Genomic DNA, 9,693 nt, shown 5'->3' on the forward strand with positions numbered 1-9,693 from the left:
AATAGCATTAATTTTCGTGTTCAGGTAGCGTAGGCGTTAGATGTTGGGTAGGGCTTTGAATTGGCTGACTTTCCTTGATCTGTTTATTTAAAGGTTTAAAGAAGTTCAATTATTATTCTTTTGGTACAGCACTATTATGCGCATTTTTCAAAGCTTCATATGATGTTAATAACAGGTGCAGGAAATAACAATTTGCGCGGCTCAAAAAATGACTTGCTTCAATCGGGGCCTTTTTGGGGTATCCACTGACATTAATAATTTTTACATCATTTGATAGCGTAATTATTTCATCGTGCTTACTACCAAATACATTCCCACCATCCGATGTTGCTAAGTCAACAAGGACTGTTCCTCGCTTTAATTTGTATAAGGTTGATTCGGAAATTAATAACGGTGCCGTAGTCCATGCGACTGATGCAGTAGTTATTATAATGTCAGAATCCTTAACCACTTGGTAAATTTTATCTTGTCTCACTTCTAGCGGTAAATCACGTTCGATAACTTCACTATGAATACCTTGTGACAAAAGATGTTTCGATTTAGAGCGGTCACTAGTTATGATCGTATGTGCCAGGTTGAGCCTAATACACTCTTGCGATGCTGCTTTACCTGCTTCACTGCCACCAAGAATTGAAATGTGTTTAATGGGATTTGCAAAAGTGTAAATAGCGTGTTGAAGTGCTAATTTACCTGCTATTTTGCTCATTTCCTTCAATGAATCCATCGGAGTTCCCGGAGGAAAAATAAACTGATCCAATGAGTAATATTCAATTTTAGCTTGCTTATATTCTGAAATATGCTCAGCACCTCGTTCAAGAATATCTAATAAGCCTACTATTTTAGTGTGGGGTTTAATGACACTGTTTTCTATTTTCTCGCGTTTTCGATTAGGGCGTTTAACGCGTACAATGATATCTATATCACCAAATACTTGTTTGCAGCGTTCAATTTGTTCGAAGTCAATTTGACGGATGATAGCACCGACAGCTGTATAATCCGCATTGGTATATCCGGCGCCAAAGCCTGCATAATCCTCCACATAAACAATAGCGCCCAGACTAATTATTTTTTTGACATCACTAGGAATTAATGCAACCCTTTTTTCACCATTGCTAGACTCTCGTAATAAGAAAATTTTAGATCGCATTTTCTATACCTTCTTCCTTTTTTTTATTGATATACATAATATTCTTTAATTTATTATCATAAGCTTTTCCTGTATGAATACTTTTTCGGGAGGCATTATTAGAGTGAGGATTGATGCCTTCAATGACAGGAATTTCAGTGTTATAATTGGGACGCATTTTATAGATAATCGATAGTCTTCTCTGAGCAGTTGATTTCAAAACTTGATGAAGTGGTGCTTGATAATATTTATCAGTCCAATTTTCAATAAACTCACCTAGCATGACAAGTAATGTGTTGGGAACATAGGGAACTACTTTCCATTCACCATACTCATCCTTTAACATTAACCCTGGTTTGTCCTGAGCAATTAGGGTTACAAGGCATAAATCTTTATGTGCACTCATTCCATATTGCTGAATATTATCCCCGTTTAAAGAGGTGGTCTGTGCTGGATAGCAATTAAGCCCTAATTGATGGTTGGGATTATTACAATGACTACTAAAATAGTTTTCTCCTAAATTTAAATTCTTAGCGATGGCGGATAAAATGTATGTTCCAATACGGTCAAAAGAATAAAAAGAAGATTCTAAATATTTTTTAAAAATTAAACGATGGGCTTGAATTGACTCTGTGTCAATTTTTGACATTTTACTTTTGATGTCGTGTAAATAACCAACTTTATATTGTTCACAAGGTTCATATTGGCGATGGGCTAACTCACTAAATTCACTTCCCATTCCCCTATAACCTAAATAGTGATTATCTGCAGATGCAACGTACTTATTTTTTATTGATATATCCAGATCAAAGAAACAAGATGATTCAGAAAAAAGACCATGAGCATTTAATTGTGCGATTGATTCAAATCCACGAATAAAGAAAGCGCCGTATTTTCTGCATGCTTCCTTGATTTTATTATATTCTTTATCGCCTGTTTTGTTATCTAACGTCTTTAAAATATCAATCACCGGTAGTTCAATAAAATTATAGTCGTTCATGCTCAATTCCCTGTGGCTAATTTAAGTGGAATATCGAAGCGCACCCTGTGCGTTGTGTTTAAGCAATCTATCGAACTAAAAATATTTAAACAATGGCCAATTATTAATAACACATTTTACTATTTAGATATAAAGCGTTAAAGAGAAGGTAAGCCGGTCTAGCTGTAGGACAATACGGAGATTTTTTAGTGGATTTACTCTTGCACGAGACTAGTCTAAATTGGTTTAGAATGCATAGTACGGGGCGGTTTATTGTGTAATGTTGTGTCGCTTAGCAATGCTTTCGTATGCACAAAAATAAAATCCAGAAACAACCTTGTTCTTTCGGGTAGAGTTTGCTGTTGTGGATAGATAGCAAATAAATGATAAGTTCCCCAATCATATTGTTCTAAAATAGGGTGGACTTGTTTTTTTTGGATTGCATTTCGGGCATTTAACTCGGTAAACCGGCCTATGCCAAGTCCCGAAGCGCATGCATTCATGCAGCTTTCAATATCATTGGCGTTAAATGTAGGTTCAAAGACGAATTCCCCAGGAAGCTCATTTTTTAAATAAGGCCATTTTTCTTTTTCCTGAAGTCGATTTTGAAATGAATAATTGATAAGTAAATGAGAAGATAAATCAGCACAACATTTAGGCTCTTCATGCATGCGCAAATAAGATGCACTTGCATATAATCCAATTTTATCCTTCAATAATAATTTCATCTGCATGCTACTGTCTTGCAAGCGTGGCTCAGCTATAAATCCTGCGCCACGTATTACTAAATCGAGTTGTTCTTTAATGGGATCTAATTGATTATTGGACAGCACTAAATCAATTTTAATATCAGGAAAATCACTTAAAAATTTCATGATAATGGATGTTAAATAATGTCGACCAAAATAGGGAGGGGCACTCACTCTAATGGATCCTCTCGGTTTATTTGCAGACAATTGAATGAGGCTTATTGCTGAGTCTAATTCTTGCTGTATGCGGACAGCGTGGTGGAAGAATAGCTTGCCTTCCGGGGTTAAATGCAATTCTCTGGTTGTACGCTTAATCAAGCTGACCCCAAGCTGTGATTCCAGCTGCGTAATGCGTCTACTTACCAATCCATTAGAAATACCTAAATATTTAGCAGCACGACTGAACCCTCCTTGCTGAATAACCGCAGCAAAGATAACCGAGTCGTCTAAAATACTCATTGATTACATCCAAATTGTAAATTATATGGTGGATAATTAGTTATTGTTTATTAATTGTCAACTATATATCAATGATGTTTGGCTCAATTATAGCGAGGTAAGGGTAGAAGATTATTCTACTCATCCTAAGATTACTAGTTGCTGGGACTTGTCGATTTTAGCACCTTTCCATTCGTCATCCGAGTTTGCACGCTATTTATCACTAGCTTATAGCTAAATACAGAGCTACACCTCTCCTTCATTTTATTTTAGAATACTTTTAAATAATTCGTATCAATAGGTTCAGACTCGATTGATTTATGAATACCAACGTTCTCTCTATCGAGCTTAGCCAAATAGCATGTTAACGATTATCCAGGTACCTCTTGAAGGGGGCGTCTGGATTTTGATGTTTTTCATAATTTATTGGTTTAGCTCAAGATAAAATCTTTCAAGAACTGGTTTATATTATATTTTGTTACACAATTGGCGCAGCAGATGATCTGGCTAAAGCGACTGAAATTGCTCGCAGTATGGTCATGCATTATGGTATAGATAAACAATTAGGGCCTGTAACTTACGATAGAGAGCCTCAAGCTTTTCTGGAAAATCCTTTCGCTGCTCACTCTCGGCGTAAATTTAGTGAGGATACTGTCCGTAAGATTGATGCGGCAATCCATAAAATAATACAAACTGCATTTGCTGAGGCTGTTGACAGGATTAAAAAACAGATTAACTGCCTAGAACAAGGAGCACGATTGTTATTGCAGAAAGAAATACTTAATGAAGAAGATTTATTTAATTTACACGTAACTAATGATTCAGCTCCAAATGATGTACATTAAGGCATCACTTAAATTTCTTGCAAAAATAAATTATTGTCTAAATGCAAAAATTAACAAATGCCCCATGAATTTGAGCAATGACATTTGATTATCACTCAAAGAAATCCACAGGGGATTTGTAAAAAATGCAAACCGTTGCTCAAAAGCATAGTGTTTGCGGTAGTAGAGATTCTAATTAGCCGAATTTATTCACTTTTTTCAATTTTTATTGATTTCGAGCTGCCTGTGCTTTGAGTTTTTTTGGGTATAGTTACCCATAACATGCCTTTTTTGAAAGACGCAGATGCTTTGTCTACATCCGCAGTGAACGGCAATGAAACCGTACGCTCATAGCGACCGTAAGTAATTTCACGACTTACAAAATTTTTCTTTTCATCTTTCTTGGAGGTCGATTTTTCACCTTCGATAGTAATTCTATTATCATTGAAAGTTACTGTAATGTCTTTTTCACTCATGCCTGGCATTTCAGCTTCAATCTTAAAACACTCGTTATCTTCAACAATATCTAGAGCTGGGGAAAGTTTAATATTTTCGAATTTTTTCAAATCAATGCTCATGGGCTCAAACAAATCGTAAAAATCATTCATTGCATGACTTACTTCTTGCTGAAGTTTCAAGAAAGGGCTGATAACATTTTCGCTTTGATGATATTTCTTTAAACTGGTCATTGTCTCATCTCCTTATCCATAAACTAATTATGAGAGCTTTATCCATACAATTTGTTTCTGTAAGAGATATCAATATAATTTTAGACCAAAAAAGGAGGGTGTGTTCAATAATTAATCACCACGGTTTGTGGGTTTGTTATATATCAAAACTTGTTGGTCTATAATTTATCATATGCTCACTGTCTTTCGTCAAGGTGAATAATGGATAAATTCATCGATAGATATGAAGCAGGTGTTATTTTAGCAAAATATCTAAAGGACTATGCCCATAATCCAAATGTAATTATTTTAGCTTTGCCTCGAGGGGGAGTACCAGTAGGCTATGAGATAGCCACTGTATTATCAGCGCCTCTTGATGTCTTTATTGTTCGCAAATTAGGGCTTCCCGGTCATGAAGAGCTTGCTATGGGGGCAATTGCTTCAGGAGGCACGGTTTTTTTTAATGAGCCGCTGATGAATCAATTAAACCTAGATCGGTTAACAATACAGAATGTGGTAGAAAAAGAACGTGAGGAATTATTGCGTAGAGAGCAATTATATCGAGGTAATAGACCTTTTCCAAATCTGAAAGAAAAAATAGTCATATTGGTCGATGATGGAATTGCAACGGGTTCTACCATGAGGGCTGCAATAGAAGCGCTCCGTACTCACAAACCAACATCTATCGTTATAGCCATTCCTGTTGCAGCTTATTCAACTTGCTCGGAAATGGCTCATTTGGTTGAAAGGATTGTCTGTCCACTAAAGCCAATTGATTTTTATGCTGTAGGTTTATGGTATGAAAATTTCCCACAAATCTCTGATGACGAAGTTATTGAATTACTAAAAAAATCCCATTCAATACATTCTGCGCTTAGGTGAATCATGTCTCATTTTACTTTAAATACACCGCACAATATTTCGCTTCCAAGCAGCAATGTTACCCTTGATGGAATATTATATATTCCCGAAGAAGCACGTGGGTTGGTATTGTTTGTGCATGGAAGTGGCAGTAGTCGATTTAGTGTACGCAATCAATACGTAGCAAGAGTTTTAAACGAGGCTAAGCTATCTACTTTGTTGTTTGATTTGTTTACTCCTGATGAGGATGCTATTGATAGTCGCACACGGCAATTTCGTTTTGATATTGACTTTTTAGCCTCACGATTACTTGATGCAACTCAATGGTGCTTGGGGCAAGAGCAACTGAGTTCTTTATCCATAGGTTATTTTGGAGCGAGTACCGGGGGAGGTGCTGCTTTAGTAGCTGCGGCACTTAGGCCCGATTTCGTTTATGCCGTAGTCTCACGGGGTGGAAGACCTGACTTGGCTGGAGAGTCTTTAGCACATGTTCTAGCGCCTACTTTACTCATAGTTGGTGGTTATGATGAAGTAGTCATTCAAATTAATAAAGAGGCGATGTCCCAATTAAATTGCATAAAAAAAATGGAAATAGTGCCCGGAGCAACTCACTTATTTGAAGAGCCAGGGGCTCTTGATGAGGCCGCAAAATTTGCAAGAAATTGGTTTGTTAAATACTTAAAAGCTACTTCAATGAATCATCAAGTACTCCCTATAGTGGAAAAAGGAGACTATTAATGAATATTGATGCACAGTTCAAGCTCATTGAAGTGATTAATGAAGCCGCTCTCCCGCTAGAAAAACCAACTGATTGTTCTTCACTGATGGAACAAATTGGTGATGCACGTTTTGTTATGATAGGTGAGGCTTCGCATGGAACGCATGAATTTTATCAGACTCGTATTGAAATAACCCAAAAACTTATCCAAAAAAAGGGATTTATGGCTGTAGCTATAGAGGGAGATTGGCCTGATGCTCACCGCGTGTACCGCTACATCCAAGGTCGAAGTGATGTGGATGATAACAAGAGTGCTTTGGGTGATTTTAAACGATTTCCGACCTGGATGTGGCGCAATACCACCATGCCTCCCTTCCTCAAGTGGTTACGTGAATATAATGATTTGCCAAGCACTGTAAACAAAGTTGGATTTTATGGGCTTGACTTATACAGTATTAATGCATCCATGCAAGCGGTTATTAATTATTTAACAAAGGTTGATCCAAAGGCTGCTGAGCAGGCCAAAAAGCGCTATGCTTGTTTTGATCATCTCAATGTTGATCCCCAAATGTACGGCTACCTAACGAATATCAGAATAAAAAAATCCTGCATTGTTGAGGTGCTAGAAACGCTCTATGAATTACAACATAATGCTTTTAAATTTATGCAGAATAAAGATGAACGTGCTGAAGATGATTATTTTTTTGCAGCTCAAAATGCCCGTTTAGTTAAAAATGCAGAAGAATATTATCGTTCCATGTTTGAAGGACATATCACCTCTTGGAATATTCGTGATAATCATATGGTGGAAACGCTTAATGTAATTACCGACCATTTGGAGCATCGTTTTAATAAACCAGCCAAGATAGTTATTTGGGCCCATAATTCTCATTTAGGAGACGCTCGTGCTACAGAAATGGGAGCAAGAGGTGAGGTTAACATCGGGCAGCTGGTACGAGAGCAACATGCTGATACTTATTCCATTGGCTTTTCAACCTATGATGGTTTTGTTACTGCTGCTACAGATTGGGATGAGCCTGCTCAATGCAAAAAAATTCTCCCAGGACTTCCCGGTAGCTATGAGGAATTATTTCATTTTGTATGTTATAAAAATTTTATTTTAAATCTGGTAGGTAATGAACAACTGGAGCATTTTCTTAAAATTCCACGATTACAAAGAGCTATAGGCGTTATTTATCGGCCTGAAACAGAACGATTAAGCCACTATTTCTTTACCCATTTACCCTATCAATTTGATACCATCATTCATTTTGATAAAACAACAGCATTACAATCTCTTGAAAGTGATACAAATTGAATAGGTTAGAGACTTTATAATTTTAGTTTACGTATGAATAATGGATTGGATATAAATTATCGATCTTTTTATTTAGAACAACCGAAAATGTAGAAGTTAAATTATGGTTAAAATATTAATTGATTCAAATTAAATGAGGCAATATGTTAGGAGACAATCATGAAGATTGGTGAATTTTGTAATAGGGATGTGATTATAATGAATGGTGGTGAGTCAGTGAAAACTGCGGCCGAACTGATGCGTCGTCATCATGTTGGTGATGTGGTATTGGTTGAAGAGCATGAAGGAGAACAAATTCCAATTGGAATAGTGACTGACCGCGATTTAGTAGTAGAAGTTATGGCCGTAGGGCTTGAAGCAACAGTTTTAACGGTCCAGGACTTAATTACTCGCTCACTATTAATGGTTAAAGAAGATGATTGTTTGTTCGATTGTCTTGAACTTATGAAAATAAAAGGAGTACGTCGTCTGCCCGTAGTAGATTCGCAGAAATCGTTAATCGGTATTATTACTATGGATGACATCACGGTTTTATTGGCAGGGATGTTATACAATGTAGTTAGTCTAGTTGATCGCGAGCAAAAAAATGAGATGAAACAAAGACCTTGAAATCTTTTTCGAAGTTCTTTAGGTGTATCTTTATATGCGTCGATACATATGGGATGCTGAGAGGTATACCTCTACCTGTCAATACATCGCCACTTAAAAAAATTTTTAACGGGGATTTTTCAGGCATTTTAATCTTCCTCGTTAGGGAGTTTTGTAATAATTTTCCTTTAATTGCAAAATGTCATGAAAATATCTTTTATCAATGTCGAGCTTATATTTTTTAGTTAAATGAGCATGTGCAACTTCTTCTTTTTCTTCTAACATATTATCTTTATAAAGAAAGGCAAGAACGTCCTCTGCAACTGCCCATTGATAGATTAACCATTTCCATTCTGTTATTTTCTCAACCACAAAATCGACTTTAAATACTGTGTTTGGTTTTTCATGAATCACGGCTGTTTTAAGTAAGGTAGGTTCCATAGCCTGGATATAGTCCTGTGCAGTGATTAAGGTTTTTCCCGTATCATTGACATCATCAATAAGCAATATTTTTTTGCCTTCGACTACAGCATTGACTGGAGCGATGATTTGCATTTGTTCTACCTCCGTAGCTCCGGCGGTGTAATGTGTGATTTGTACAGAACCTAAATGATGAATGTTTAGAAAATCACAAACAAAGCGCGCTATGGGAAATCCACCTCTTGCTATAGCGATCACTGTATCAAAATTATAAGGGGATTCCATAATAAGTAAGGCAAGTTTATAACTTGCGACATAAACTTCTTGTAGAGGAACTATTCTCGCTGAAAAATTGGGTTTCATATTATTTCCAGGTAAGTATTTCCCTCTTGCTGTTCATTTTCGCATTTATTAATCTCTGCATAGATTACTTAAGCATATGCTTGTGCACGAAGTCAGCCAACTCCGGTTCCTTTAAATTAAGTACATCATTTTTTATATTATGAGTTACTAAGGTTTTCACATGTTTATTGAGGTGTTGAAATAAAATCCCATTCATATGGGGGGGCGCTACAACAATCAGTTTGTTGTAAGCATCGATATTTCTATCTTTATTAAGCTCTTCAGCAACATGTCTTGAAAAAGCTTCGATTTGAATTTCTTTAGGATCGGATGGTTGAGTGTATGCACCATGAGCCATATCACCCGCTCTATAGCGTCCAGGCTTGTCTGAAGTTAATTCGATGTCCCTAAGTTTGCTTTCAGGATGTATGATTTCTTTATGTAACGTTAGTTGATAAGGTTTTGTATGTAGTTCATATATTCTGCAATCATTAGAGTTTAAGGCAACAACCCATGTTGAATGTTGATTAGATGACATAATATGTACTCCATTACGTTTACATCATTAATTAGGCTCTACCCCAAATAAGGGGGCATTTTAATCAAGTTAGTCTAGACTAACCCTTTGATTTGACGGTCAAAAGGAAGATTAAAATGCCTAA

General features: G+C 36.5%; 11 protein-coding genes. 5 read left to right on the plus strand and 6 right to left on the minus strand.

Annotated features, from left to right (window positions below; translation table 11 throughout):
- Positions 1-112: 112 nt before the first annotated feature.
- The 3 genes from E1P08_RS15650 to E1P08_RS15660 all read right to left on the minus strand — a co-directional run bounded on the left by E1P08_RS15650 (position 113) and on the right by E1P08_RS15660 (position 3,313).
- Positions 113-1,147, minus strand: coding sequence for a Rossmann-fold NAD(P)-binding domain-containing protein (locus E1P08_RS15650; RefSeq protein WP_133137934.1), 1,035 nt, complete (start codon positions 1,145-1,147; stop codon positions 113-115).
- A complete protein-coding gene (locus E1P08_RS15655; RefSeq protein ID WP_133137935.1) occupies positions 1,137-2,126 on the minus strand; it encodes a 2OG-Fe(II) oxygenase family protein in 990 nt (329 codons plus the stop codon). The genes E1P08_RS15650 and E1P08_RS15655 overlap by 11 nt, the downstream gene beginning before the upstream one ends.
- Before the next feature lie 215 nt (positions 2,127-2,341).
- Positions 2,342-3,313, minus strand: a complete 972-nt coding sequence (locus tag E1P08_RS15660; RefSeq protein WP_133137936.1) for a LysR family transcriptional regulator — start codon at positions 3,311-3,313, stop codon at positions 2,342-2,344.
- A gap of 464 nt (positions 3,314-3,777) precedes the next feature.
- Here E1P08_RS15660 and E1P08_RS15665 point away from each other — a divergent pair, with 464 nt between their 5' ends.
- The gene (locus tag E1P08_RS15665; protein WP_278043073.1) at positions 3,778-4,137 is read left to right on the plus strand and encodes a hypothetical protein; all 360 of its coding nucleotides are present in this window, start codon (positions 3,778-3,780) and stop codon (positions 4,135-4,137) included.
- Between the two features lie 185 nt (positions 4,138-4,322).
- Here the strand turns inward: E1P08_RS15665 and E1P08_RS15670 are convergent, their stop codons facing one another.
- A complete protein-coding gene (locus E1P08_RS15670) occupies positions 4,323-4,805 on the minus strand; it encodes an Hsp20/alpha crystallin family protein (protein ID WP_133137938.1) in 483 nt (160 codons plus the stop codon).
- Positions 4,806-5,006: 201 nt separating this feature from the next.
- Here E1P08_RS15670 and E1P08_RS15675 point away from each other — a divergent pair, with 201 nt between their 5' ends.
- From E1P08_RS15675 to E1P08_RS15690, 4 genes are all read left to right on the plus strand, one after another.
- Positions 5,007-5,666 carry a phosphoribosyltransferase gene (locus E1P08_RS15675; RefSeq protein WP_133137939.1) on the plus strand — a complete coding sequence of 220 codons (660 nt, stop codon included), beginning with the start codon at positions 5,007-5,009 and terminating at the stop codon, positions 5,664-5,666.
- A gap of 3 nt (positions 5,667-5,669) precedes the next feature.
- Complete coding sequence (locus E1P08_RS15680; RefSeq protein ID WP_133137940.1) at positions 5,670-6,383, plus strand: dienelactone hydrolase family protein; 714 nt, start codon at positions 5,670-5,672, stop codon at positions 6,381-6,383.
- Complete coding sequence (locus E1P08_RS15685) at positions 6,383-7,681, plus strand: erythromycin esterase family protein (protein WP_133137941.1); 1,299 nt, start codon at positions 6,383-6,385, stop codon at positions 7,679-7,681. The genes E1P08_RS15680 and E1P08_RS15685 overlap by 1 nt, the downstream gene beginning before the upstream one ends.
- Positions 7,682-7,840: 159 nt before the next feature.
- Positions 7,841-8,290 carry a CBS domain-containing protein gene (locus E1P08_RS15690; RefSeq protein ID WP_133137942.1) on the plus strand — a complete coding sequence of 150 codons (450 nt, stop codon included), beginning with the start codon at positions 7,841-7,843 and terminating at the stop codon, positions 8,288-8,290.
- A gap of 141 nt (positions 8,291-8,431) precedes the next feature.
- Here E1P08_RS15690 and E1P08_RS15695 read toward each other — a convergent pair whose 3' ends face one another.
- Both E1P08_RS15695 and E1P08_RS15700 read right to left on the minus strand, forming a co-directional pair.
- Positions 8,432-9,052 carry a phosphoribosyltransferase gene (locus tag E1P08_RS15695; RefSeq protein WP_133137943.1) on the minus strand — a complete coding sequence of 207 codons (621 nt, stop codon included), beginning with the start codon at positions 9,050-9,052 and terminating at the stop codon, positions 8,432-8,434.
- A 64-nt stretch (positions 9,053-9,116) separates the two neighbouring features.
- Positions 9,117-9,569 carry a host attachment protein gene (locus E1P08_RS15700; RefSeq protein ID WP_133137944.1) on the minus strand — a complete coding sequence of 151 codons (453 nt, stop codon included), beginning with the start codon at positions 9,567-9,569 and terminating at the stop codon, positions 9,117-9,119.
- Positions 9,570-9,693: the final 124 nt, after the last annotated feature.

This window comes from Legionella rowbothamii, assembly GCF_900639985.1.
Classification (GTDB): Bacteria; Pseudomonadota; Gammaproteobacteria; order Legionellales; family Legionellaceae; genus Legionella; species Legionella rowbothamii.

Excerpts from the sequence above, each read along its gene's own strand:
- E1P08_RS15650 (WP_133137934.1), bottom strand. The coding sequence starts at position 1,147 with ATGCGATCTAAAATTTTCTTATTACGAGAGTCTAGCAATGGTGAAAAA.
- E1P08_RS15655 (WP_133137935.1), bottom strand. The coding sequence starts at position 2,126 with ATGAACGACTATAATTTTATTGAACTACCGGTGATTGATATTTTAAAG.
- E1P08_RS15660 (WP_133137936.1), bottom strand. The coding sequence starts at position 3,313 with ATGAGTATTTTAGACGACTCGGTTATCTTTGCTGCGGTTATTCAGCAA.
- E1P08_RS15670 (WP_133137938.1), bottom strand. The coding sequence starts at position 4,805 with ATGACCAGTTTAAAGAAATATCATCAAAGCGAAAATGTTATCAGCCCT.
- E1P08_RS15675 (WP_133137939.1), top strand. The coding sequence starts at position 5,007 with ATGGATAAATTCATCGATAGATATGAAGCAGGTGTTATTTTAGCAAAA.
- E1P08_RS15680 (WP_133137940.1), top strand. The coding sequence starts at position 5,670 with ATGTCTCATTTTACTTTAAATACACCGCACAATATTTCGCTTCCAAGC.
- E1P08_RS15685 (WP_133137941.1), top strand. The coding sequence starts at position 6,383 with ATGAATATTGATGCACAGTTCAAGCTCATTGAAGTGATTAATGAAGCC.
- E1P08_RS15690 (WP_133137942.1), top strand. The coding sequence starts at position 7,841 with ATGAAGATTGGTGAATTTTGTAATAGGGATGTGATTATAATGAATGGT.
- E1P08_RS15695 (WP_133137943.1), bottom strand. The coding sequence starts at position 9,052 with ATGAAACCCAATTTTTCAGCGAGAATAGTTCCTCTACAAGAAGTTTAT.
- E1P08_RS15700 (WP_133137944.1), bottom strand. The coding sequence starts at position 9,569 with ATGTCATCTAATCAACATTCAACATGGGTTGTTGCCTTAAACTCTAAT.